Source organism: Microbacterium sp. MDV22-iso44 (assembly GCF_058629135.1).
In genome coordinates this window covers 525,892-549,440 of the sequence record NZ_JBZVWS010000001.1, presented here as the reverse complement: position 1 = coordinate 549,440, position 23,549 = coordinate 525,892, and the positions used below count along the sequence as shown (strand labels likewise).

Sequence of the window (23,549 nt, the reverse complement as noted above, 5' to 3'; positions counted from 1 at the left end):
TCGTCATACCGACTCAAGGAGGAAGAATCACCATGGCCGAACGGACCGCAACCGTCGCGAGCAGCTCCGGACTGCACGCCCGCCCCGCCAAGCTCTTCGTGCAGGCGGTCAAGGAGACGGGTGTGCCCGTCACGATCGCCGTCCCCGGCGGTCCTGACCAGAACGCCGGCAGCATCCTCACCCTCATGGGTCTGGGTGCCACGCAGGGCACCGTCGTCACGCTCAAGGCCGAGGGCGAGGGCGCCGACGAGGCGCTCGACAAGCTCGTCGCCTTCATCGAGACGGACCACGACGCCGAGTGAGTCTCGACCCTCACAAATGACGGATGCCGCGGAGCGAAAGCCCCGCGGCATCCGTCATTCCGTCGAGGTGCTCAGGTGTCGGCGGACTCGCCCGGCTCGAGCTCCAGGAACTCGCCGCCGTTCTGCTCGGTCGCCCACTTGAGGCGGTCGCGGTGCATCGCGAGACCCGCGCGCGACAGCGTCATGTCGTGAGTTCCGAACGCACGACGAGGCTTCACCGCGAGGACGTAGTCGATCGCCTCGCCGATCTTCAGCCAGGGCGCCCCGACGGGTGCGGCGAGGAGGCCGACATCGACGCCCTCGGGGACGGCGTAGGAGTCACCGGGGTAGTAGAACTCGTCGTTGACGAGCACACCCAGGTTGTCGATGACGGGGATCGACTCGTGGATCACGGAGTGCGTCCCGCCGAAGAACCGCATCCGGAACGGGCCGACCTCGACCTCGTCCCCGACGCCGACCGTGGTGACGTCGTAGTCGGATGCCGCAGCCGCGACGCCGGCCGGGCCGAACACCGGCACTGCCGGCGCCTGCGAACGGATCGCGTCGAGCTGCGCGGGTGTCCAGTGATCGGGGTGCTCGTGCGTGAGGACGACGCCGACCAGGGTGCCGAGGTCGTCGAGGGGGAGGGTGAAGGAACCGGGGTCGATCAGGAGGGTCCTGCCCTCGCTGTCGAGACGGAGGCAGGCATGTTCGTGCTTCGTAACGCGCATGCGTCCAGTCAACCCACGACGCCGCGAGGTTGGCAAGGGCGCGCCGATTTTGCACGACTGTGAACGTCGTGCATAATTGAACGGTTGCCTCCGCAGGGAGGGAACGAAAAAGTACGGCCCCATCGTATAGCGGCCTAGTACGCCGCCCTCTCACGGCGGTAACGCGGGTTCGAATCCCGCTGGGGTCACCACATGACGAAACCCTCGACCGACAGGTCGGGGGTTTCGTCGTTTCCGATGCGTTCTCAGGCGTCGTCGGCGGTGGCGTCGGTGCGTCGCCGCCGACGCGCACCCCGCGCCACCCGGACGATGAGGATGACCACCGCAGCGACGGCGAGCCAGGGGAGGAGGAACCCCAGGCCGATCACGACCCCGTTGAGGGTCACGAGCAGGGCATTCCAGCCGGTGGCGAACCCATCACCGAACCCGTCCGGCTCGTCGGTCACCGCCTGGCCGTGGCGCGAGATCGTGATGGTCGCACTCGACAGCGCGACATCGTCGGCGAAGGTCTTCTCCCGTGCGCGCAAGGCGTCGAGATCCGCCTGACGCTGGGCGAGTGCGTCCTCGGCCGCCAGGACGTCCGCCGTGCTCGCGGCATCCGCGATCAGTCCGCGGAGGCGCTCCACGGACGTCTCGAGCGACGCGATCCGTGCGCGGAGGTCCGTCGTCTCGGCCGTGACGTCGTCCCGTGAGATGTCGGTGGCTCGGACGGCGCCCAGGTCGTCGAGGTCGCGGAGGAAGTCCGTGAGGCCCGTCGCGGGGACGCGCACCGTGATGCGGGCATCCCCGGTGGCTGCAGCGTCATCCGTCGCCGCGTCGCTGACGGTCAAGGACTCGACGTACCCCCCGGATGCCTGGGCTCTCGTCCCGATCTCATCGGCGGCATCGGCGGGGTCGTCGGCCTCGAGGCGCGCCTCGGCGCGGGCGATCACGGCTCGCTCGTCGACGGGCGCTGCGGCCGCGCCGGCGTCGCCGAGATCCTGCAGGCCACCGCTCATCTCGGTGCCCTCGGCATCCGGTCGTGCCATCGACTCCTGCGACGCGGCGCCGTCGGCGATGGATCCGGCGCCGGCGCCGCTCCCGAGGGCCGGGCCGACGAACCCGGCGACGACGAGGACCGCAGCCGCTGCGGCGGCATAGGCCCATCCGCGTCGACGACGCCGCGTCGCACCGTTGCGGGCGGTGCTCTCCGTCGCCGCGATCTCGGCGAACAGCGCCCTCTCGATGTCGTCCTGACGCGAGCGGGTCAGTTCCGGCAGTGCGATTTCGTCCGTGGTCATGATCCCTCCGTTCCCAGGGCCGTGCGCAGGCGGGTGCGGACCCGCGAGAGGCGGTTGCGGACGACGGCGTGCGAGATCCCCCGTTCCTCGGCCGCCGCCGCGTAGGCGTATCCCTCGGTGGCGCACAAGCGGAAGATCTGCTGATCGAGCGGCGACAGGGTCCCGAGCTCCGCGACGACGCGCTCCGCCAACGCCGAGCCGATGACCTGATCCTCGACGTCGACCGTGCCGGGGATGGTCTCATCTCCCCCCGCGGCGGTGTTCAGCCGGTCGCGCCGCTGTCGCCGCATCCGATTCGCACTCTGGAACCGGCAGATCGTCACGAGCCACGGAAGGAGCGAATCGCTCACGAGATCGAGCGTCGGCAGGCGTCGCCACGCGACCAGGAAGGTCTCCTGCATGACGTCCTCCGCATCCGATGTGTCGCCCAGGAGCCCATGGGCGAGCCAGTACACGGGCCGCGCGTAGGCGCGATACAGCTCGCGGAAGGCCTGCTGGTCGCCCCGTGCGGCGGCTGCCACCAGGTCCGCGTCACGCCGTGCGAGCGGGTCGGCCATGGCATCCTCGTTCGTCCTGTCGATGGGGGAGTGTCGCCGCGTGAGGGATCGTCTCAGACAACTCGAAAGGTACTCTTAGGGTCGCCCCCGCACGAAAGGCCCCCATGGAGCTCCCCCTCTGGTTCGAGGTCGGCTCGCTCGTCGGTCTGACGCTCATCCTCGTCGCCGACCTGCTGCTGATCATCAAGCGCCCGCACGTCCCGTCGACGAAGGAATCCACCCTCTGGGTCGTGTTCTACGTGGCGCTCGCCCTCCTCTTCGCGCTCCTGATGCTCGTCGTCACGAACGGGGAGTACGCCGGGCAGTTCGTCGCGGGCTGGCTGACCGAGTACAGCCTCTCCATCGACAACCTCTTCGTGTTCGTGCTGATCATGAGCCAGTTCTCGGTGCCGCGGGCGGCGCAGCAGAAGGTGCTGATGGTCGGGATCATCATCGCGCTCGTCCTACGGGGCATCTTCATCCTGCTGGGCGCCGCCATCATCGAGCAGTTCAGCTGGGTCTTCTACCTGTTCGGCGCCTTCCTCATCTACACGGCCTGGAAGCAGGCCTTCGACGGTGAGGACGACGAGGACGAGGAGAAGAAGGAGAGCTTCCTCGTCAGGCTCCTCCGGCGCCGGATGAAGGTGTCCGAGGAGTACGACGGTGCGAAAGTGCGGACGGTGATCGACGGCAAGAAGGTCTTCACGCCGATGATCATCGTGTTCGCGGCTCTCGGCATGACGGACCTGCTGTTCGCGATCGACTCGATCCCGGCGATCTTCGGCATCACGCAGAGCGCCTTCATCGTCTTCACGGCGAACATCTTCGCGCTGATGGGGCTCCGCCAGCTCTACTTCCTGCTCGGCGGACTCCTCGACCGGCTGAAGTACCTGCACTTCGGCATCGCGTTCATCCTGGCGTTCATCGGCGTCAAGCTCGTCCTCCACGCCTTCCACGAGAACGAGCTGCCGTTCATCAACGGCGGGGAGCACGTGGAGTGGGCTCCGGAGATCTCCACCTGGGTGTCTCTCGGGGTCATCGTCGGTTCGATGGCGGTCGCCACGATCGCCAGTCTCATCGCGGCGCGCCGCGAGGGGCTGCGGGAACCTCTCCCCGCAACCGGGCCGACGCCCGTCCGCCACGCGGAGGACGTCGCCGCCGAACAGGGGACCCCTCCCACGGTCGAGACGCGTCCCTCCGACGACGCCCGGTGAGGATCGCCGCGCGTCCGTCCCTGACCGGGGCGCGGTCGCGCACGTCGCCGGGAGGCCGGTGATAGTCTGACGCCGTGCGGACCGCTCGACTCCTTATCGGCCGCGACGAGACCTCGTTCTGAGCCCTCTCTCGTCGCGGAGGCTGTCGCGGGCGCCATCCGACATCAGGAGACAACATGAGCACGATTCCCGACCGTCCCCGGACCCTCGCTGAGAAGGTGTGGGACGACCACCTCGTCGTGAAGGGCGAGGGCGGCAGCCCCGACCTCATCTACATCGACCTGCACCTCGTCCACGAGGTGACGAGCCCGCAGGCCTTCGACGGTCTCCGCGCGGAGGGACGACCGGTCCGCCGTCTCGACCTCACGATCGCGACGGAGGATCACAACACGCCGACGCTCGAGATCGACAAGCCGATCGCCGACCTCACGAGCCGCACGCAGATCGAGACCCTCCGCCGCAACGCCGAGGAGTTCGGCGTCCGCCTGCACTCGCTGGGCGACAAGGAGCAGGGGATCGTGCACGTCGTGGGACCCCAGCTGGGTCTGACGATGCCGGGCATCACCGTGGTCTGCGGCGACTCCCACACCTCGACCCACGGCGCGTTCGGGGCGATGGCATTCGGCATCGGCACGAGCGAGGTCGAGCACGTCCTCGCGACGCAGACGCTGCCGCTCAAGCCTTTCAAGACCATGGCGATCACCGTCGAGGGCACCCTGAAGCCCGGCGTGAGCGCGAAGGACATCATCCTCGCGATCATCGCGAAGATCGGCGCGAACGGCGGGCAGGGCTACGTCCTCGAGTTCCGCGGCTCCGCCATCCGCGCCCTCTCGATGGAGGGGCGTATGACGATCTGCAACATGTCGATCGAGGCGGGCGCCCGCGCGGGGATGATCGCGCCGGACGAGACCACCTTCGCGTACGTGAAGGACAAGCCGCACGCCCCGCAGGGGGCCGACTGGGACGAGGCGGTCGCCTACTGGCGGACGCTGCCCTCCGATGAGGGAGCCGTCTACGACGCGGAGGTCTTCCTCGCTGCCGACGAGCTCGAACCCTTCGTCACGTGGGGCACGAACCCCGGCCAGGGCGTCTCGCTGAACGGCGTCATCCCCGAACCCGCCGAGATGGCCGACCCGAACGAACGCGCGGCCGCGGAGCGGGCTCTGGAGTACATGGATCTCGCGCCGGGCACCGCCCTGAAGGACGTCGCGGTGGATGCCGTCTTCATGGGCTCGTGCACGAACAGCCGCATCGAGGATCTCCGCCAGTTCGCATCGATCGTGGCGGGTCGCACCAAGGCCCCGGGCGTCCGCGTCATGGTGGTCCCGGGTTCCGCCCGCGTCCGTCTCGAAGCCGAAGCCGAGGGGCTGGACAAGGTCTTCACGGACTTCGGCGCCGAATGGCGCTTCGCCGGATGCTCGATGTGCCTCGGGATGAACCCCGACCAGCTCGCCCCGGGGGAGCGCTGCGCCTCCACGAGCAATCGCAACTTCGAGGGCCGCCAGGGCAAGGGCGGCCGCACCCACCTCGTGTCGCCGCTGGTCGCTGCGGCGACGGCGGTCCTGGGCCGCCTCGCGAGCCCGAGCGACCTCGACGCACTGACCCTGACGGAGGCCTGACATGGAGAAGTTCACCCGCCACACCGGCGTCGGCGTGCCCCTGAAGCGCTCCGCGGTCGACACGGACCAGATCATCCCGGCCGTCTACCTGAAGCGCGTCACGAAGACGGGTTTCGAGGACGCGCTCTTCGCGAACTGGCGACAGGACCCCGAGTTCGTCCTCAATCAGGATGCCTACCGCGGCGGATCCGTCCTCGTCGCCGGCCCGGACTTCGGGACGGGGTCGAGCCGTGAGCACGCCGTCTGGGCTCTTCGTGACTACGGATTCCGCGTCGTCCTCAGCACGAAGTTCGCCGACATCTTCCGCGGCAACTCCGGCAAGCAGGGCCTCGTCACCGGCGTCGTCATTGAAGACGTCCTCGAGGCCATCTGGGCGGCTCTCGAGGCTGACCCCGGCCGCGAGATCACCGTGGACCTCGAGACACGAACGGTGGCGGTCGGCGACCTCCAGGCCTCGTTCGAGATCGACGATTACACTAGGTGGCGGCTTCTCGAAGGGCTCGACGACATCGGGCTCACGCTGCGCAGCGAAGATCAGATCGCGCAGTTCGAGGCGCGCCGCGAGGCGTGGCGGCCGCGGACGCTCCCCGTCCGCTGATCGGCCAGCGCCCCGCACAACGGGGCCGACCACGCTTCCTCGACACCAGTAATGAGGTCCCACCCATGAACACACTTCTCAGCGACTCCGCGTCCACCCCCGCCGGCGGCGGTAATACGGGTCAGACGCTCCGGATCCGCGGCGGACGACCGTTGCGCGGCCGGGTCGAAGTGAAGGGGGCGAAGAACCTCGCCACGAAGGCGATGGTGGCCGCCCTCCTGGGTGAGACCGCCAGCATCCTCCGGGATGTGCCGGACATCAGCGACGTCCATGTCGTGCGTTCGCTCCTCGAGGTCCACGGCGTCCACGTCGAGGACCTCGAGGACGGCGTCCTCCGGCTCGACCCGAGCGGAGCGGTCTCGGCTCACATGGAGGAGATCGACGCCCACGCCGGTGCGTCCCGCATCCCGATCCTCTTCTGCGGACCTCTGCTGCACCTGCTCGGCCAGGCGTTCATCCCCGACCTCGGCGGATGCCGCATCGGCGACCGCCCGATCGACTTCCACCTCGACGCGCTCCGCTCGTTCGGCGCCATCGTCGACAAGCTCCCGAGCGGCATCCGGCTGTCGGCGCCCGGCGGCCTTCACGGCGCCAACATCGAGCTGCCCTACCCGAGCGTCGGCGCGACCGAGCAGGTCCTGCTCACCGCGGTCCGGGCGAAGGGGACGACCGAGCTTCGGAACGCGGCCATCGAGCCCGAGATCATGGACCTGATCGCCGTCCTGCAGAAGATGGGCGCGATCATCTCCTACGAGCCCAACCGGGTGATCTTCATCGAGGGCGTCGAGTCTCTCCGCGGCTACGACCACCGGGCGATCTTCGACCGCAACGAGGCCGCCTCGTGGGCCGCCGCCGCCCTGGCCACCGACGGCGACATCTTCGTCGGCGGCGCCAAGCAGCAGGAGATGCTGACCTTCCTCAACGTCTTCCGCAAGGTCGGTGGCGACTTCGACATCGCCGAGGACGGCATCCGCTTCCGCCGCGGCGGTCCGCTCAAGCCCGTCATGGTCGAGACCGACGTGCACCCCGGGTTCATGACCGACTGGCAGCAGCCGCTCATCGTGGCCCTGACGCAGGCCGAGGGTGAGTCCGTCGTCCACGAGACCGTGTATGAGAACCGGCTCGGCTTCACCCGCGCTCTGGTCCAGATGGGCGCCGACATCGTCGTGCACCCCGACGGCATCGCGAGCTCCGAGCGACGCGTTCCCCGCCGCGCCCTCGAGCAGGCCGCTGTCATCAACGGTCCGACGCCCCTCCATGGTGCCGACGTCGTGGTCCCGGACCTCCGCGGCGGCTACTCCTACGTCATCGCCGCGCTGGCGGCCGAGGGCGAGTCGACCGTTCGCAACATCGGGATCATCCGTCGCGGCTACGAGAAGTTCCTCGAGAAGCTGACGGACCTCGGCGCCGACTTCGACGTCACGGAGTGACCCGGGTGAGCCCTCGTCGTCACGCGTCGGCTGAGAAGACCCGCCCGAGCGTCTTCTGGCCCGCCGCCATGATCGTCATCCCCGCCACGGGATGGTTCGCGAAGATCGAGATCGAGGGCGCCGAGAACCTGCCGCTCGAGGGCGCCTACGTCCTCGCCCCCAACCACTACAGCGAGTTCGATCCGGTGATCGTCGCCGTCGCGACCTGGCGGATGGGCCGGGCGCCCCGGTTCATGGCCAAGGAGAGTCTGTTCAAGGTCCCGGTCCTGGGTGCCCTCCTGCGGGCGACGGGCATGATCCCCGTGGCCCGGGCCTCGAACTCGGCGGCGGCGACGCAGACGCTCGCGCAGTCGAACGCCCTCGTCGCCGAGCAGCGCGGCGTCATCGTGTATCCCGAGGGTTCGCTGACCCGCGACCCCGACATGTGGCCGATGCGGGGCAAGACGGGCGCCGTGCGCCTCGCCCTCGCCGCGGCCGAGACACTCCCCGTCATCCCCGTCGCGACGTGGGGTGTGCAGGAGATCCTGCCGCGGTACGGGCGCCTGCGGCTGTGGCCGCCGCGTCGCCGGGTGCGCGTGCTCGTGGGTCCTCCCGTCGACCTGTCCGCGTTCACCGACACGACCCCCGCCACGCTCGTCGCAGCGACGGATGCGGTCATGCGGGACATCTCGATCCTCCTCGGCCGCCTCCGCGGCGAGGAGCCGCCCGCCGAGCGCTGGAATCCGGCCAAGCACGGGCAGAACGAAACGGGACGCCTTGACTCCTAGGGAATCGTCGCGCCGCGACGCCGCGGCTCCCCGGGTCGCGGTCCTCGGTTCCGGAAGCTGGGGAACGACGTTCGGGAAGGTCCTCGCCGACGGCGGCGCGGACGTCATGATGTGGGCGCGACGCGCCGAGCTCGCTCACGAGATCCGCGAGGGCAAGCGGAACTCGCATTACCTCCCGGGCATCAACCTGCCGCGCGGTCTGTCCGCGACCCACCACCTCGCCGAGGCCCTCGACGGGGCGACGCAGGTCTACATCGCCATCTCCAGCCAAGCGCTCCGTCAGAACCTCAAGGCCGTCCGCCCCATCCTCGCCGCCGGCGACGCGCCCATCGTGTCGCTGATGAAGGGCGTGGAGAAGAAGACCGGACTGAGGATGAGTCAGGTCCTCGAGCAGGAGCTCCGTTGCGACCCCGACCGCATCGCCGTGGCATCCGGCCCGAATCTCGCCCTCGAGATCGCCCGCGAGCAGCCGACCGCCGCGGTCATCTCGTCGTCGAGCCAGGAGACGGCCGAAGCCGTTGCGCGCATCGCCCGCAACACCTACTTCCGGACGTTCGTCAACACGGACGTCATCGGCACCGAGTTCGGCGGGGTGCTGAAGAACTTGATCGCGGTGGCGATCGGCATCGTCGACGGTGTCGGCTACGGCGAGAACACGAAAGCGTCGATCATCACGCGAGGCCTCGTCGAGATGACGGATTTCGCCGTCGCCCGGGGGGCGCAGCCCGAGACGCTGCAGGGACTCGCCGGACTCGGCGACCTGATCGCGACGTGCCAGTCGCCCCTCAGCCGCAACAACACCGCCGGCCGCCTGCTCGGACAGGGCTACAGCTTCACGGAGGTCGTGAAGCAGATGGACCAGACGGCCGAAGGTCTCGCCTCCGTCGCCCCCGTCCTCCAGCTCGCCAAGGAAGCCGGCGTCCAGATGCCCATCGTCGAGCAGGTCAAGATGGTGCTCGACGGCACGATGAACCCCCGTGACATCGCACCGCACCTCACAACGGATGACGATGAGCCCACGGAGGAGAGGACTCAGAATGGTTCAGGCGGTAGTGGTTCTGCTCTTCGGAGGGCGTTCCAGCGAGCATTCGATAAGTTCCGCCACGGCGGGCGGGGTGCTGCGCGCGATCGATCGTGAGCGGTACCGCGTCATCCCCGTCGGGATCACGCGCGAGGGAGCGTACGTCCTCGAGGACGACGATCCCGACAAGTTCGCGCTGAATCCCGAGCGGCTCCCCGAGGTCGTCGACAACGGCACGCGGATCGTCTGGCCGGAGTCGACGGCGAACCGGACGCTGTCGGTGCGTCGCCCCGACGGGACGGTCGAATCCCTCGGCCAGATCGATGTGGTCTTCCCCATCCTCCATGGCCGCTTCGGCGAGGACGGCACCGTCCAGGGCTTCCTCGAGCTTCTCGACCTGCCCTACGTCGGAGCGGGGCTGCTCATGTCGGCGATCGGCATGGACAAGCACACGACCAAGAGCGTCCTCCGCGCGGCGGGCGTTCCCGTCGTGCCGTGGGTGACCGTCACCCGCGCAGCGCTCGAGCGCGACGACGACCTGTGGCGACGCCGCATCCGTGCCCTCGGTCTTCCCGTCTTCGTCAAGCCGGCCCGCGCCGGGTCCAGCGTCGGCGTGTCGAAGGTGTCCGAATGGGAGGACCTGGATGCCGCCCTCGACACCGCCTTCGCCGAAGACTCCAGCGTTCTCGTCGAGCAGGCCGTGACGGGGCGCGAGGTGGAGTGCGGCGTCCTGCAGGGCCGAGACGGCGCCGAGCCGCGCGTCAGCGTGGCGGGGGAGATCGTCGTCAGCGGGCGGGACTTCTACGACTTCGAGGCGAAGTATCTCGGCGCTCCCGGGATCGATCTCGTCTGTCCCGCCGAGCTGCACGACGGTGAGTTGCGCGAGATGCAGCGGGTCGCGGCGCAGGCGTTCGAGGCGGTCGGGGGACAGGGGCTGTCGCGCGTCGACTTCTTCTACACCGGCAGCGAGTTCTTCGTGAACGAGGTGAACACGATGCCCGGGTTCACCCCGATCTCAATGTTCCCGACGTGCTGGATCCAGAGTGGGCTCAGCTATCCCGACCTGATCACCGAGCTCATCGAACTGGCGCGGTAAACCGGGTCAGGGCTGCCCCTCGGTCGGCGCCACGCACTTACCGGTGACCTCGAACCGTTTCGTGATCAGTCGGCTGAGCGCCGAGACGGGACCGCTCGACGAGACGGCGTCGTAGTCGAGGATGAGCTCCGCTGCGGGCGTCCGCCCGTAGGTGGCGATCCGGTACAACGGCGCGCGCGAGTCGTCCACGACCCAGTCGACGCCGTCGACCGTGAAGCACGGGAGCGTCGTCGGTCCCGTCGGTTGTGTGCCGCAGGTGAACTGGACGGTCGTCGGGTCGCCCCACGCCGCGGTGGACTGCGCGTCGGTCCAGCGCCGCGACTGATCTCCCAGGACGTCGGGGAGGAGGACCATCACCTGTGCGCAGCGCGGATCGTCGGCGTTCGGAGCGGCATTGACGGCGACGGTCGAGGAGCAGCCGGACAAGGCGGCGACCCCGGCCACGAGCAGGGCGAGCGCGGTGGTCGAGCGGGTCCGGGGCATCGCTCCAGGCTACCGTGGACGCATGGGTGAGCTCCGTGTGCGCGATGTGTCCGAGAAGGAGCTCCTGGCCCGCATCCTCGGTGTGCTGGGACCGGCGTCGCGTGCCGAGATCGGCCCCGGGGACGACGCCGCCGTGCTCGCCGTTGCCGGCGGGCGGATCGTGGCCACGACCGACACCCTCGTACACGGGCCTGACTTCCGCCTCGCCTGGACCTCGCCCTACGATCTCGGCTACAAATCCGCTGCGGTGAACATCGCCGACGTCGCTGCGATGGGCGCGAGGCCCACAGCGCTGCTCGTCGCCCTGGCGCTGCCGGACTGGCTGCCGGCGACCTTCGTCGAGGCGCTCGCGACCGGCTTCCGCGACGCCCTCGCCGAACTCGCGCCGGGCTGCGCGGTCGAGGGGGGCGACCTCGCCGTCTCCGAGACGCTCACGGTCGCCGTCACCGCCCTCGGCGTGCTCGACGGAGTGGAACCCGTCCGCCGGTCCGGCGCGCGTCCCGGAGACGAGATCGCGGTGGCGGGTGAGCTGGGCGCGGCGGCGCGGGGCCTTCGGATCCTGTTCGACCGGTTCCGGGATGCCGCCGGCACACCCGTCCCGATCGATCGCGACGTCCTCGCGCCTGCCGAGCAGCACGACCTCGACGCGCAGTTGCGCCCTCGTCCGCCGATCGAACTCGGCGTTCTCGCCGCGCGGGCGGGAGCGACGGCGCTCATGGACGTCTCCGACGGGCTCCTGCTCGATGCCTCACGGATCGCGGACGCCTCGCGCGTGACGCTGTCGATCGATGTCGATCTCGATGACGACGCACTCTCGGGCGGCGAGGACCACGCTCTCCTCGCCTGCTTCCCGGCCGGGTCCACGCCGACCGGCTTCGAGGTCATCGGCCACGTGCGGGTGCGCGGCGACGCCGCCGTCCTCGTGCAGGGCGCCGTCCCCTCGGCGCGAGGCGGCTGGGATCCCTACGCCGACTGGGACTCGGCGCTCGGCTGACCCGCGTCCGCGGCATCGGCGGGGGCTAGCCACCAGAGGGTCGTGTCGCCGTACTTCTTCACGCGGTCCACGACGAGGCCTGCGGGCAGATCGGGCTCGCCGGAGCGCGTGGCCCGTTCGACGACGACGACCGCGGAGTCGGTGAGCCGAGGAGTCAGGAGTGCGAGCGTCGTGGACACCTCGGCATCCGTCATGTCGTAGGGCGGGTCCACGAACACGAGGTCGAAAGACGGTCCGCCGGCGCGGAGGAACGCATCCGCGGAGGACCGGTGCACCGTCACCCGCCGATCCGGGAGACTGCGGGCGACGGCTCGGACGTTCCGCTCGATGACGGATGCCGCGCGCGGCGCCCGCTCGACGAGGTCGGCCGACGACGCCCCGCGGCTCACGGCCTCGAGCCCGAGCGCACCCGACCCGGCGTAGAGATCGAGGACGGCGGCGGACTCGATGAGGTTCGCGGATTCCAGAGCGCCGAACAGCGACTCCCGCACACGTTCGCTCGTCGGCCGCGTCCCGGCGCTCGGGACGGCGAGCGGCAGCGATCCGGCGGCCCCGGCGATGATCCTCGTCACCCCCACACGATATCCGCGTCGGCGGTCGCTCGTAGACTCATCGCATGGCCTCGTACTCGCTCGACACGCCCCTGCACGAGGCGGTCGGCGACAACCTGGCGAAGGGGCTGAAGCGCGCCTTCCACATGACGACAGTAGGGGAGTTGCTGGGGCACTACCCGAGGCGGTACGCCAACCGCGGGGAGCTGACACACATCGCCGCTCTTCCGGTCGGCGAGCTCGTCACGATCGTGGCCGAGGTCCGCTCCGCGTCGACGAGGCCGATGCGGGGCCGCCGGGGGGAACTCGTCGAGGTCGTCATCGGCGACGGCGAAGGAACCATGTCGCTCACGTTCTTCGGTCAGTCCTGGCGCGTGAAGGATCTCACGGCCGGCCGGCAGGGCATCTTCTCCGGCAAGGTGGGGGAGTACCGCGGTCAGAAGCAGTTGACGCATCCCGACTACCAGCTCTTCGATGACGAGGGAACGGCGCGGCTCACCGCGGAGGCGTGGCGGAATCGCCCCATCCCGATCTATCCGGCGACGAGCACCTTCTCGAGCTGGCAGGTCAAGAAGTGCGTGGACCTGGTGCTCCCTGCGCTGACGGGCGTGCCCGAGCCTCTCCCCGACGCCTTCCGCGCGGCTCAGGGCCTTCTCGACGCCCGCACGGCGCTGACCCGCATCCACGATCCGGAGTCCTTCGACCAGATCGATCCGGCACGCGAGACCCTCCGGATGCACGAGGCGTTCGTCCTTCAGGCAGCCCTCCTGCAACAGCGTCACTTCGTCCGGATGATGTCCGCGACCGCCCGGCCACCCGGCGACCTTCTGGCCCGATTCGACGCACGGCTGCCGTTCGAGCGCACACCCGACCAGCTGAGCGTCGGTGACCGCATCGCCGCGGACCTCGTCGCCCCGTGGCCGATGAACCGCCTCGTGCAGGGCGAGGTGGGGTCCGGCAAGACCCTCGTCGCGCTCCGAGCCATGCTCCAGGTCGCCCAGTCGGGCGGGCAGTCCGCGCTGATCGCCCCGACGGAGGTCCTGGCCGCCCAGCACTTGCGTTCCATGGCTCGGATGCTGGGACCCGAGCTCGCACCCGAACTCATGCCCACGTTGCTCACCGGGCAGCTGGGCGCGGCCGAGCGGCGACGGGCGGCCCTGCGGGTCGCCTCGGGGCAATCGCGCATCGTCGTGGGAACCCACGCGCTGCTGAGCGAGTCCACGACGTTCGCGGATCTGGGTCTCGTCGTGGTCGACGAGCAGCATCGCTTCGGGGTCGACCAGCGCGAGACGCTGCGCGCCAAAGGGAGTTCGCCGCACGTCCTCGTCCTCACCGCCACCCCGATCCCTCGTACGGTCGCCATGACCGTGTTCGGCGACCTCGACGTGTCGACGATTCGGACGATGCCCGGGGGCCGTGCCGGGATCTCGAGTTTCGTCGCGCCCGTGGGGGAGAAGCCCGCGTGGTTCGCGCGCGTCTGGGAGCGCGTCGCCGAGGAGGTCCGACTCGGGAGGCAGGCGTTCGTGGTGTGTCCGGCGATCGACGCTGCGACCGACGCGACCGACGAGGAGGTTCCCGAGACCGAGGAGCCCGCCCGGACGCGCTGGGGAGTCGTGCAGGCGGCCGCGCTGCTGTCGGGGCATCCCGATTACCGGGACATCCGCGTCGAGATCCTCCACGGCAAGATGCCCGGTGACGAGAAGGATGCCGTCATGCAGGCCTTCGCGCGAGGCGACATCGACGTGCTGGTCGCCACGACGGTGGTCGAAGTCGGTGTCGACGTCCCGAACGCCTCGACCATGGTGATCCTCGAGGCGGATCGATTCGGCGTCTCGCAGCTCCACCAGCTCCGCGGGCGTGTCGGCCGCGGCTCAGTTCCCGGGCTCTGCCTGCTGGTCACCGAGGCCGACCCGTTCACGCCGGCACGACAGCGCGTCGAGGCCGTCGCCGCGACGACGGACGGTTTCGAACTCGCCGAGGTCGATCTCGAGCTGCGCGGCGAGGGTGACGTCCTCGGTGACGCGCAATCCGGTGTGCGGTCGTCGCTGCGGCTGCTGCGCGTCGTCGCCGATGCGGACCTGATCGCGACGGCCCGCGCCGAGGCGGAGCGTCTTCTCGCCGACGACCCGACCCTCGACGGAGCCCCTGGACTCGCTGCGGCGATCGCCGGTCGCGTGAGTCAGCGGGAACGCGCGGCGCTCGCGAAGAACTGAGCCGGGGCGCGGCGCGGGCTCTCTGTCGTTAGGCTCGACGGCATGAACAACCGGATCGCCGTGGTGCCGGGCTCGTTCGACCCGCCGACGCTCGGGCATCTCGACGTCATCCGGCGCGCGGCAGCCCTCTACGACCAGTTGCACGTGCTCGTCGTGCACAACCCCGGCAAAGAGGCGATGCTGCCGATCGCTCAGCGACTGTCGCTCCTCGAACAGTCGATCTCCGAGAGCGACATCGACGGCGACGTCATCGTGGCCGCCTGGAGCGTCGGCCTCCTCGTCGACTATGCGACCGACGTCGGCGCCGGAGTCCTGGTCAAGGGGATCCGCTCCCAAGTCGACGTCGCCTACGAGACCCCGATGGCGATCGTGAACCGGCATCTTGCGCACATTGAGACCGTGTTCCTGTTGCCCGACCCCGCTCACGCCCTGGTGTCCAGTTCGCTCGTGCGTCAGGTGGCATCGCTCGGCGGGGATGTGTCGCCGTTCGTGCCCGCGCCGGTGGCTCGATTCCTCGACACCGGTGCTCGCGAAGGCTGATCCGGCCCGGGAGCTCCCCGTCACGCGTACGATGGACGACCGTGGTCAGAAAGCGTGTGAGCGGTCCCTTCGTCCTTCCCGTCCGCGACATCCTCCGGGCTCCCGGCGAGATGCGCGAATTCGAGCTGACGGTGCCTGTCGCCGAGAAATGGGGCGAGGGACTCGCCTGGGTTCCGGCGGGTGAAGACGTCCATGTCGACGCTCGTCTGGAATCCGTCCACGAGGGCATCCTCGTCACCGCGGAGATCTCCACGACCTACGACGGACAGTGCAGCCGGTGCCTCACGGACCTGACACGCCCCCTCGAAGTCGAGTTTCAGGAGCTCTTCGGGTATTCTGGGGACGAAGCGACTGACTTCGAGGTTCAAGACGACCACGTGGATCTTGAAACAGGAGTCAGGGATGCGATCGTCCTGTCGCTTCCGTTCCAGCCGGTGTGTCAGCCGGACTGCCCCGGACTTGATCCGTCCACGGGTGAGAAGCTGACCGAAGCACCGGTCACGGAGACTCAGATCGACCCGCGCTGGACTGCGCTGGCCGCCTTGTCGGCCCCACCCACAGACCACGACGGCGAAGCATCACGCCCCGCCGCCGACGACACAGAGAAGAGCTGACCATGGCAGGTAACCCCCCGAAGCGGAAGGTCTCCCGCTCCAACACCCGTTCGCGTCGCGCGCAGTGGAAGGCCGAGGCCCCCACGCTCGTCAAGACCATCGAGAACGGCAAGGTCGTCTACAGCCGTCCCCACCAGGCGAAGGTCGTCACCGACTCGCAGGGCACGGAGCTGTTCCTCGAATACAAGGGCCGCAAGGTCGCCGACATCTGATCGGCGCGTCGTGACAGACGCCACCACCGATCACTCGGTGCTCACACACAAGCTCGGGGTCGACATCGACCCCGAGCTTGTGTCGCTAGCGCTCACCCACCGGTCGTACGCCTACGAACACGGGGGGATCGCTCACAATGAGCGTCTGGAGTTCCTCGGCGACTCCATCCTCGGGATGGCGGTCACCGTCCATCTCTACCGCTCACACCCCGACCTCGACGAAGGGTCGTTGGCCAAGCGTCGTGCGAGCGTGGTGTCGACGGTCGCGTTGGCGGAGGTCGCCCGCGGAATGGGGCTCGGAACGCATCTGCGGCTCGGCCGCGGTGAGGACCAGACCGGCGGACGCGACAAGGACTCCATCCTCGCCGACACGACGGAGGCGCTCATCGGCGCCGCCTATCTGTCTGCGGGAATCGAGGAGGCCACCGCACTCGTCCTCCGCCTGGTGTCGCCGCTGATGGCGGATCCCGAGCGTTACGGTGCCGCGATGGACCCGAAGACGGCGCTCCAGGAGCTCGCGGCACGATCCGGGCGTCCGGTCCCTTCGTACAGCGTCGAGGCCGAGGGGCCCGATCACCACCGGGTGTTCACCGCGACCGTCGCCGTCGGCGATGTGTCGCGAAGCGGCCGCGGCTCCAGCAAGAAGCAGGCCGAGATGGCGGCTGCTCTTGCCGTCTGGCGCGAGCTGTCGGCTCGGTCCTGAGCAGACGTGCCCGAGCTCCCCGAAGTCGAGGTCGTCCGCGCGGGCCTCGCCCCCGCCCTGGCTGGCTCGCGGATCGAGGCCGTCACGGTCCTCGATCCGCGATCGCTGACCCGACACGATGGCAGTGCAGCAGAATTCGAGCACCGCCTGACCGGGCGGAGGGTGGACTCCGTCGTCCGTCGCGGCAAGTTCTTGTGGATGCCGCTCGGCGACGGCGACGGCGGGGTCGAGTCCGAGGCGATCGTCGGTCACCTGGGTATGAGCGGCCAGATGCTGCTGCGTTCCTCGGGGACGCCGGAGCTCCGCCACGAACGGATCCGGTTCGACATCCGGCATCCCACCCATGCCGATGTCGCTGTGGTCTTCGTCGATCAGCGCACGTTCGGCTCGCTGGCCCTGGATCGGCTGATCCCCACACCTGACGCCGCGGCCGGCGGCTGGGGGAGCGAGGCACCCCTGGTCCCGACTCAGGTCGCGCACATCGCGCGAGACCCCCTCGACCCCGCTTTCGAAGAGACCGTGTTCCGTGCCCGGTTGGCACGCACGCGTTCAGCCATCAAACGGGTGCTGCTCGACCAGACCGTGGTGAGCGGCATCGGGAACATCTACGCGGACGAGTCGCTCTGGGCGGCGCGGATCCACCCGGAGCGCTCGGCTGACGACCTCTCGTCACGCGCGGTGCGCAGGCTCCTCGACGAGGTTCGGGCAGTGCTGCACCGAGCCCTCGCCGAAGGGGGGACCAGCTTCGACGCGCAGTATGTGAACGTCAACGGGCAGGCCGGCTACTTCGCCCATTCCCTCAACGCGTACGGCCGCACCGGCGAAGCCTGTCCCCGCTGCGGCACACCGATCGTGCGCGTGAGCTTCACCAACCGGTCGAGCCACTACTGCCCCAGGTGTCAGCGCCGGGGCTAGCCGAGCACCTTCTTCCACGCTCCGATGTACGCGGCGGGTGCGAACCCGATCGCCTCGTTGATGCTGAGCATGGGACGGTTCTCCTCGGCGTTCCAGGTGATGATCCTCGGTGACTGGGGTGCGATCTCCCGCCAGCGGAGGATCCCGGCGCACTTGATGAGCTGCCCGAGTCGGTGTCCCCGGTGTTCGCGGAGCACCAGGGTGTCCATCTGCTGGCTTGTCGCGGTCGGGTCCGCGCCGGAACACAGCTCGTTGAAGGCGACCACCTGACCGGAGGCTTCGTGGACCGCCGCGGTGACCAGCACGGTCTGTCCGGCCTCGAGGTAGCGAGCCTCGTGCCGTCCGAGGCGTTCGAGATCCCATACCTCCTTGTCCACCTCCAGGCCGGCGGCCGGAGCATCCGTAGACATGCGGGACTTCGTCCACGCGAAGCTCTCCCGATACCGGTCCGGCACGGGCAGCGTCCATTGCTCGACCCGGTAGCCGGCCGCGTGAACCAACGCCTCTGCCTGCATCGCCGTGACCGTCGACAACGACGGCTCGATCTCGAGGATGCTCTTGCGGTCGACCTGTTCGAGGGTGTGGCCGTGGCGCCGGTAGTAGCGCGCCGGACGATCGAGCGGGATGGTCCCGAAGCCGGTGGGAGCGGCCAGTCGTTCCGTCGGGGCCCCGGGGTGCGGTTCGGGATGCTCCGCCCAGGACTCGAGGACGGTGCGACCCGCCTTCCGCGCGGTGTCCTCGACGACGCCGAGAAGCTCGCTGCCGATGCCTCGACCCTGGACGCGCTCGAGGAGCTCGATGATCCAGTAGGCGACCTGCGACCCCGCCTCTGCGGGGATGTCGACGATGACCCGGCCGACGACGTCGTCGCCGACGATGACGATCCAGCTGCGCTTGTCGTTGTCGGGGTTCTCCTGGAAGTGCGGCAACAGCTGCGCCGCGGTCGCGGCTTCGTCGTCGTTGTCGCTGATCTCTCGATAGATCTCGTTACGGACGTCGACCATCGCGAGGAAGTCGGCGGCGTCGGGCGCATCGACGGATGCGGGAACGGTAAGGGGGCGGAGTTCGTAGGGTGCGGTCGTCATGGTCTTCTTCCGGGACGGAGTGTGGTCGGGGGCTGCGACGGTGTCGCAGCCCCCGAGGGGGTCATCGACGCGGGGCGAGGAGCGCACGGCGTCGGTCCCATTCGGCTTCGCGCGCATCGCGGGCGAGCCGCTCTCGGCGGCGGGAGTCGATCTGTTCGCGATCGGCGCCGGGACGGGTGCTCCACAGGAGCAGTGCCAACGCGAGCCGCAAGGCCAGTCGGTCGATGATCGTCTGACGGGCGGTGATGCCCGTCGGGGTGGGATGCTGCAGCGCGGCGATGACCGCCGAGGTGCGCTGCGGCGCGGTGAGAGTGCGCATGAGGTGATCTCATTTCGATCGTTGCAGTGAGGTGCCGCGAGCGCGGCGGAGTATCGTGCCGCAGCACGAAGGAGCACGTCCGTGTCCGGGGCCGGTGGCCCGGCGAACACGGGGTGGAGAGGACGCGGAACGTCCGGGGGCAGGGAGGCACACTCCGTCCGCAGACGGAGCTCACGTGAGGCGGCGGTTAGTGGCCGGTGTGAGCGCGGGTGTCCGCAGCGGCGCCGAAGGAGACGGTCCCCGAGGCGAACGGGAACGCGATGAACGCTTCTCCAGTGGGCATCATGTCGATGATCATGTCGAGGACCTCCTTTCTCGGACTTCTGACGCGAGCCCCGACACTAGCGTCGCCCCGGGCGCGCCGTCAAGAGACGGCGACGATTCGTCCGCTAGCGTGGACGCGACGACGACACCGGAGGCCCCTCATGCACCTGAAGAGCGTGACGCTCAAGGGGTTCAAATCCTTCGCGCAGCCTACGACGTTCGCCCTCGAGCCCGGGGTGACGTGCATCGTCGGCCCCAACGGGTCAGGTAAGTCGAACGTCGTCGACGCGCTCGCCTGGGTGATGGGGGAGCAGGGGGCGAAAACGCTCCGCGGCGGCAAGATGGAGGACGTCATCTTCGCGGGCACCGCGACCCGTGGTCCCCTCGGTCGCGCGGAGGTGCAGTTGACGATCGACAACTCCGACGGTGTCCTGCCGATCGAGTACAGCGAGGTGACGATCAGCCGGACGCTGTTCCGGAACGGGTCGAGCGAATACGCCATCAACGGCGAGACCTGTCGGCTTCTCGACATCCAAGAGCTCCTGAGCGACTCCGGTCTCGGCCGTGAGATGCACGTCATCGTCGGTCAGGGGCGCCTCGACACGGTTCTCCAGGCGAGCCCCGAGGATCGACGTGGCTTCATCGAAGAGGCGGCGGGCATCCTCAAACATCGCCGCCGCAAGGAGAAGACCCTCCGCAAGCTCGATGCCATGGAGGCCAATCTCACGCGGCTCAGCGACCTCGCCGGTGAACTCCGCCGACAGCTCAAACCGCTCGGCAAGCAGGCCGAGATCGCCCGTGAAGCCGCGACGATCGCCGCCGTCGTCCGCGATGCGAAGGCACGACTGCACGCGGACGAGCTCGCGCGGCTCCGCGCCGAACTGGCCGATCACTCGCAGAACGAGCAGGAGCGTCACGCCGAGCGACTGGTGCTGCAGGACCGCGCCGAGGGATTCCGCCGCCGCATCGAAGAGCTCGAGAACGACCAGCGTGCCGAAGCGGTCGACCGCGCTCGCGCGATCACGTTCGAGCTCGGCCGCGTTCAGGAGCGGCTCCGCGGGCTCTATTCGCTGGCAGGACAGCGTCTGTCGCTTCTCGAGGACGACACGCAGCCCGCCGAGGCCGGCGCGACGGTCACCCAAGCGGTCATCGACGAGGCGCGCGCGGAGATCGATGAGATCGGCTCCGGCTTGGGCACTGCGCAGGATGCCGCTGCTGCCGCGGCTCGCGAGGTCATCCGCGCCCGCGCCGAGCTTGATGCCCTCGACACGGACATCGCCGCCCAGAGCGCCCTCGTCTCGGAACACGACATGCGGCTCGCATCCCTGCGCGGGCGTTTCGAGGCCGCCACATCGAAAGCGGATGCACTGCGCGCCGCGGTGGAACGTCAGCAGCGCGCGCTCGATGCCGCGGAGCAACGTCGGAACGAGGCCGAAGCGGCTCTCGACGAGATCGAGCCCGCGTCGGAAGGACCCGCGGACTCCGCAGCGGAGTTCGCGGCTGCATACGATCGCGCGCAGCGGGAGGCGACGGAGGCCGAGAGCGGGGTGGGCGGGATCCGCGAACGGCTACACGCCGCCGAACGCGAACGGGAGTCCCTCCTCGCAGAGACGGCAGCGCTCGGTCGAGCCCTCGACATACGGAATGCGGCGGCCGCGGTCGTCGACCGCGGAGGCCCCGGCATCCGTGGAATCGTCAGCGATGCCATCCGGGTCACGCCGGGCTTCGAAGCGGCGGTCGCCGCAGCGCTCGGTGCGCTTGCCGATGGTGTCCTGGTGAACAACCTCGAGACCGCCCGCGGCGTCGTCGAGACTGTTCGCGAGCACGACCTCGGCGTGGTCGACATCGCGGTGGCGGACGGCGCCGCCGCGCCCGGACCAGCGGTGCCCGGGGAATGGACCTGGGCCGCCGACGTGGTCGACGCGCCCTCGGGTGTTCGCGCCGCCCTCGCGGGGGTGGCGATCACCGCAGACCTCGAAGACGCGTATGTCGCAGCGCGGACCGCGGCGGACTCGGGCGTCCACGTGATCGTCGTGACGCGCGCAGGCGAGACCGTCACGGCCAGCACCGTCCAAGCCGGGTCCGGACAGTCCCGGTCGCGCATCGAACTCGGGGCCGAGCGGGATGCCGCGAGCGAGAGGCTCACCGAGGTCACGGTGGTCGCCGATTCGCTGCGGGAGGCCCTCACCGACGCCCAGGCCGCGTGGGATGCCGCGCGCCAGCGCACCCGCGAGACGCTGACCGCGCTCCGCGAGCACGACTCCGCCCTCGCAGCTCACGCGGAGCAGATGAACCGGGCCACCGTCCGCCTCGAATCCGCCGCCGCCGAGTGCGAACGTCTCGACGCCGGGCTCCGCCAAGCCGAGGCCGCGGCCCGAGACGCCGAGACGGCCGCCCGGGCCGCGGGGGAGGCGTATCGCGCCGCCGAGGAGTCACCGCGGCCGATCCTCGACGCGTCGGCTCGCGACGGCCTGCTCGACGCGCTCGAGTCGGCTCGGACGCGTGAGATGGATACGCGCCTCGACGTCGAGACCCTCCGCGAGCGTGTCCGCGCGGCCGAGTCGCGCGTCGCCCAGCTCGAGCGCCAGCGAGAGCGCGAGCGTGCAGCCGCCGAAGCCGCGGCACGGCGCGCCGTGGTCCGACGGGCGCAGCGCGCCGTTGCATCGGAGGTCGTGGCCGCGTTGCCGCCCGTCCTCGACTCGATCGATCGATCAACAGCGCAAGCACGGGTCGAGCTGGAGCGTGCGGAGCAGACGAGAACGGCCTTGACGGCGGAACTGGCGGAGCTCCGCAAGGAGGATGCGGGGGTCCGCGAGCGGTTGTCGCGGGTCACCGAGTCGGTGCACGGTCTCGAGCTGCAGATGCACGAGAAGCGTCTTCACGTGCAGAGCCTCCTCGAGCGGGTCCAGTCTGAACTCGGTCTCGACGAGAGTATTCTCCTCGCGGAATACGGTCCGGATGTCCCCATCCCCACCTCGGACGAGGGGGCCTCTGATTCGTTCGATCGGGCCGCTCAGCGACGCCGACTCCAGGAGGCGGAACGCAAGCTCTCGCAGCTCGGACGCGTGAACCCGCTCGCGTTGGAGGAGTTCGCGGCGCTCGAGCAGCGGCACTCCTTCCTCACTGCTCAGCTCGACGATCTCGTCCGTACCCGGACGGATCTGCTGACGATCATCGAGGAGCTCGACGAGCGAATGCAGACGATCTTCCTCGCGGCATTCGAGGACACGAAGGTCGCGTTCGGCGAGGTCTTCCCCATCCTCTTCCCGGGAGGCACGGGATCGATCTCCCTGACCGATCCGGACAACCCCTTGACGACGGGGATCGATGTGGCAGTGCGCCCCGTCGGGAAGAAGATCGAACGACTCTCGCTCCTCTCGGGCGGTGAACGTTCTCTCGCCGCCGTGGCCCTGCTCACCGCCATCTTCAAAGCGCGTCCGAGTCCCTTCTACATCCTCGACGAGGTGGAAGCGGCGCTCGACGACGCGAACCTGGGTCGACTGCTCGGGGTGTTCGAGCAGCTACGGGAGTCGAGCCAGCTGATCGTGATCACTCATCAGAAGCGGACGATGGAGATCGCTGATGCGCTCTACGGCGTCTCGATGAGGCAGGACGGCGTCTCGGCCGTCGTGGGACAGCGGGTGCGCGAGCGCGCGACGGCGTGATCGACCGCGTCCTGTGTGTAGCCTGTGAGCGGGGGAACACGACGTATCCCACACGATCGACAGGGGTGGGAATGAAGGTTCGTACGAGCGTGCGCCGGATGGCGATGATCGCGGTTCTGGCCGTCGGGCTGGCGGGAGCACCGGCGACGGCAGCCGTCGCAGCACCGGGGCCGGCGGCGTCGGTGACGGCGGCGCGGATGGTCCCGGCGGCCAAGCCCGTCGTGAAGACCTATAAGAACTGCACGGCGCTCAACAAGGTGCATCGGGGCGGCGTCGCGAAGGCCGGCGTCACGCACAACAAGGTCAACGGGAAGAAGCGGGCCTTCGGGGTGCGGCCGACGTTCTCGACGGCGCTGTACAACGCCAACAGGAAGATGGACCGCGACAAGGACGGCATCGCCTGCGAGAAGGGCTGACC

General features: G+C 69.3%; 24 protein-coding genes and 1 tRNA gene. 18 read left to right on the top strand and 7 right to left on the bottom strand.

Annotated elements, in window-relative coordinates; all coding sequences use genetic code 11:
* Nucleotides 1-32: 32 nt before the first annotated feature.
* Entirely contained in the window at nt 33-302 is a 270-nt protein-coding gene (locus tag AC4NN1_RS02750) for an HPr family phosphocarrier protein (protein WP_018188079.1), read from the top strand.
* A gap of 71 nt (nt 303-373) precedes the next feature.
* On the opposite strand, the gene AC4NN1_RS02745 is transcribed toward AC4NN1_RS02750, so the two are convergent.
* On the bottom strand, nt 374-1,012 hold the full coding sequence (locus tag AC4NN1_RS02745; protein ID WP_018188078.1) for an MBL fold metallo-hydrolase: 639 nt from the start codon (nt 1,010-1,012) through the stop codon (nt 374-376).
* A gap of 115 nt (nt 1,013-1,127) precedes the next feature.
* Here AC4NN1_RS02745 and AC4NN1_RS02740 point away from each other — a divergent pair.
* A tRNA-Glu gene (locus AC4NN1_RS02740) sits at nt 1,128-1,203 on the top strand.
* 54 nt (nt 1,204-1,257) lie between these two features.
* Here AC4NN1_RS02740 and AC4NN1_RS02735 read toward each other — a convergent pair.
* Both AC4NN1_RS02735 and AC4NN1_RS02730 read right to left on the bottom strand, forming a co-directional pair.
* Entirely contained in the window at nt 1,258-2,292 is a 1,035-nt protein-coding gene (locus AC4NN1_RS02735) for a DUF4349 domain-containing protein (RefSeq protein ID WP_491954487.1), read from the bottom strand.
* Nucleotides 2,289-2,849 (bottom strand): RNA polymerase sigma factor, encoded by a 561-nt coding sequence (locus AC4NN1_RS02730; protein WP_491954486.1) that lies wholly within the window; start codon nt 2,847-2,849, stop codon nt 2,289-2,291. Before AC4NN1_RS02730 ends, AC4NN1_RS02735 begins: the two co-directional genes overlap by 4 nt.
* 104 nt (nt 2,850-2,953) lie before the next feature.
* On the opposite strand from AC4NN1_RS02730, the gene AC4NN1_RS02725 reads away from it, so the two are divergent.
* The 7 genes from AC4NN1_RS02725 to AC4NN1_RS02695 all read left to right on the top strand — a co-directional run bounded on the left by AC4NN1_RS02725 (nt 2,954) and on the right by AC4NN1_RS02695 (nt 10,573).
* Nucleotides 2,954-4,042: a TerC family protein gene (locus AC4NN1_RS02725; RefSeq protein WP_491954485.1), complete on the top strand. Its 1,089-nt coding sequence runs from the start codon at nt 2,954-2,956 to the stop codon at nt 4,040-4,042.
* Between the two features lie 176 nt (nt 4,043-4,218).
* Complete coding sequence (leuC, locus tag AC4NN1_RS02720; protein WP_311856860.1) at nt 4,219-5,661, top strand: 3-isopropylmalate dehydratase large subunit; 1,443 nt, start codon at nt 4,219-4,221, stop codon at nt 5,659-5,661.
* Between the two features lies 1 nt (nt 5,662).
* Entirely contained in the window at nt 5,663-6,259 is a 597-nt protein-coding gene (gene leuD, locus AC4NN1_RS02715) for a 3-isopropylmalate dehydratase small subunit (RefSeq protein ID WP_491954484.1), read from the top strand.
* 65 nt (nt 6,260-6,324) lie between these two features.
* On the top strand, nt 6,325-7,689 hold the full coding sequence (gene murA, locus AC4NN1_RS02710) for a UDP-N-acetylglucosamine 1-carboxyvinyltransferase (RefSeq protein WP_018188072.1): 1,365 nt from the start codon (nt 6,325-6,327) through the stop codon (nt 7,687-7,689).
* Complete coding sequence (locus AC4NN1_RS02705; protein WP_018188071.1) at nt 7,686-8,456, top strand: lysophospholipid acyltransferase family protein; 771 nt, start codon at nt 7,686-7,688, stop codon at nt 8,454-8,456. The genes murA and AC4NN1_RS02705 overlap by 4 nt, the downstream gene beginning before the upstream one ends.
* Complete coding sequence (locus AC4NN1_RS02700; protein WP_491954483.1) at nt 8,446-9,594, top strand: NAD(P)H-dependent glycerol-3-phosphate dehydrogenase; 1,149 nt, start codon at nt 8,446-8,448, stop codon at nt 9,592-9,594. The genes AC4NN1_RS02705 and AC4NN1_RS02700 overlap by 11 nt, the downstream gene beginning before the upstream one ends.
* Complete coding sequence (locus AC4NN1_RS02695; RefSeq protein ID WP_491954482.1) at nt 9,494-10,573, top strand: D-alanine--D-alanine ligase family protein; 1,080 nt, start codon at nt 9,494-9,496, stop codon at nt 10,571-10,573. Before AC4NN1_RS02700 ends, AC4NN1_RS02695 begins: the two co-directional genes overlap by 101 nt.
* 6 nt (nt 10,574-10,579) lie before the next feature.
* On the opposite strand, the gene AC4NN1_RS02690 is transcribed toward AC4NN1_RS02695, so the two are convergent.
* Complete coding sequence (locus AC4NN1_RS02690; protein WP_018188068.1) at nt 10,580-11,056, bottom strand: DUF3515 family protein; 477 nt, start codon at nt 11,054-11,056, stop codon at nt 10,580-10,582.
* A 22-nt stretch (nt 11,057-11,078) separates the two neighbouring features.
* Here AC4NN1_RS02690 and thiL point away from each other — a divergent pair, with 22 nt between their 5' ends.
* Nucleotides 11,079-12,050 carry a thiamine-phosphate kinase gene (thiL, locus tag AC4NN1_RS02685; RefSeq protein WP_026302970.1) on the top strand — a complete coding sequence of 324 codons (972 nt, stop codon included), beginning with the start codon at nt 11,079-11,081 and terminating at the stop codon, nt 12,048-12,050.
* On the opposite strand, the gene rsmD is transcribed toward thiL, so the two are convergent.
* Nucleotides 12,020-12,628, bottom strand: a complete 609-nt coding sequence (gene rsmD / locus AC4NN1_RS02680) for a 16S rRNA (guanine(966)-N(2))-methyltransferase RsmD (RefSeq protein WP_018188066.1) — start codon at nt 12,626-12,628, stop codon at nt 12,020-12,022. The two genes, thiL and rsmD, sit on opposite strands and share 31 nt — an antisense overlap.
* Before the next feature lie 38 nt (nt 12,629-12,666).
* Between rsmD and AC4NN1_RS02675 the strand changes: the two genes are divergently transcribed.
* The 6 genes from AC4NN1_RS02675 to mutM are packed head-to-tail and all read left to right on the top strand — an operon-like array spanning nt 12,667 to nt 17,798.
* Nucleotides 12,667-14,814, top strand: coding sequence for an ATP-dependent DNA helicase RecG (locus AC4NN1_RS02675; protein WP_491954481.1), 2,148 nt, complete (start codon nt 12,667-12,669; stop codon nt 14,812-14,814).
* 42 nt (nt 14,815-14,856) lie between these two features.
* Nucleotides 14,857-15,354: a pantetheine-phosphate adenylyltransferase gene (gene coaD, locus AC4NN1_RS02670; protein ID WP_018188064.1), complete on the top strand. Its 498-nt coding sequence runs from the start codon at nt 14,857-14,859 to the stop codon at nt 15,352-15,354.
* A gap of 56 nt (nt 15,355-15,410) precedes the next feature.
* Nucleotides 15,411-15,968, top strand: coding sequence for a YceD family protein (locus AC4NN1_RS02665; protein ID WP_018188063.1), 558 nt, complete (start codon nt 15,411-15,413; stop codon nt 15,966-15,968).
* Nucleotides 15,969-15,970: 2 nt separating this feature from the next.
* A complete protein-coding gene (rpmF, locus tag AC4NN1_RS02660) occupies nt 15,971-16,180 on the top strand; it encodes a 50S ribosomal protein L32 (protein ID WP_018188062.1) in 210 nt (69 codons plus the stop codon).
* 10 nt (nt 16,181-16,190) lie between these two features.
* Nucleotides 16,191-16,883, top strand: coding sequence for a ribonuclease III (gene rnc / locus AC4NN1_RS02655; protein WP_020097200.1), 693 nt, complete (start codon nt 16,191-16,193; stop codon nt 16,881-16,883).
* Nucleotides 16,884-16,889: 6 nt separating this feature from the next.
* Nucleotides 16,890-17,798, top strand: coding sequence for a bifunctional DNA-formamidopyrimidine glycosylase/DNA-(apurinic or apyrimidinic site) lyase (mutM, locus tag AC4NN1_RS02650; protein WP_491954480.1), 909 nt, complete (start codon nt 16,890-16,892; stop codon nt 17,796-17,798).
* Here the strand turns inward: mutM and AC4NN1_RS02645 are convergent.
* Nucleotides 17,795-18,883 (bottom strand): GNAT family N-acetyltransferase, encoded by a 1,089-nt coding sequence (locus AC4NN1_RS02645; protein WP_491954479.1) that lies wholly within the window; start codon nt 18,881-18,883, stop codon nt 17,795-17,797. The two genes, mutM and AC4NN1_RS02645, sit on opposite strands and share 4 nt — an antisense overlap.
* Nucleotides 18,884-18,944: 61 nt before the next feature.
* Entirely contained in the window at nt 18,945-19,202 is a 258-nt protein-coding gene (locus AC4NN1_RS02640; RefSeq protein ID WP_018188058.1) for a hypothetical protein, read from the bottom strand.
* Nucleotides 19,203-19,627: 425 nt separating this feature from the next.
* Here AC4NN1_RS02640 and smc point away from each other — a divergent pair, with 425 nt between their 5' ends.
* Entirely contained in the window at nt 19,628-23,131 is a 3,504-nt protein-coding gene (smc, locus tag AC4NN1_RS02635; protein ID WP_491954478.1) for a chromosome segregation protein SMC, read from the top strand.
* A gap of 71 nt (nt 23,132-23,202) precedes the next feature.
* The gene (locus AC4NN1_RS02630) at nt 23,203-23,547 is read left to right on the top strand and encodes an excalibur calcium-binding domain-containing protein (RefSeq protein ID WP_491954477.1); all 345 of its coding nucleotides are present in this window, start codon (nt 23,203-23,205) and stop codon (nt 23,545-23,547) included.
* The last annotated feature ends 2 nt before the right edge of the window (nt 23,548-23,549 follow it).